This window comes from Ornithinimicrobium sp. F0845 (genome assembly GCF_023015765.1).
Lineage (GTDB): Bacteria > Actinomycetota > Actinomycetes > Actinomycetales > Dermatophilaceae > Ornithinicoccus.
This window is the reverse complement of the sequence record NZ_JALKAL010000048.1, coordinates 1-285: the sequence shown is the minus strand read 5'-3', so window position 1 is coordinate 285 and position 285 is coordinate 1. Positions and strand designations below refer to the sequence as shown.

1 rRNA gene is annotated in these 285 nt (G+C 55.4%); it reads left to right on the top strand.

Annotated features, from left to right (window positions below):
* Window positions 1-285 (top strand): 23S ribosomal RNA (locus tag MWU75_RS19670); the annotation flags it as partial.

Here is a 285-nt window from a genome sequence, read left to right as displayed (position 1 = left end):
AAACCGGGCGTGTGTGATAGACGGTAGTCGTTGCACGTTCGGGGTCGTGGGACACAGCTTCTCAGTTCTACCGGGCTGGGCTGGAGTGAGAAATTCTTGTTGTAGGCGGAAGGTTTGGAAGAGCCTGGCGTAGAGGGTGAGACCCCCGTAGCCGAAACAATGAGAACTCTGGTGTTGTGTTCCCAAGTAGTACGGGGCCCGAGAAATCCCGTACGAATCTGGCAGGACCACCTGCTAAGCCTAAATATTCCCTGGTGACCGATAGCGGACAAGTACCGTGAGGGA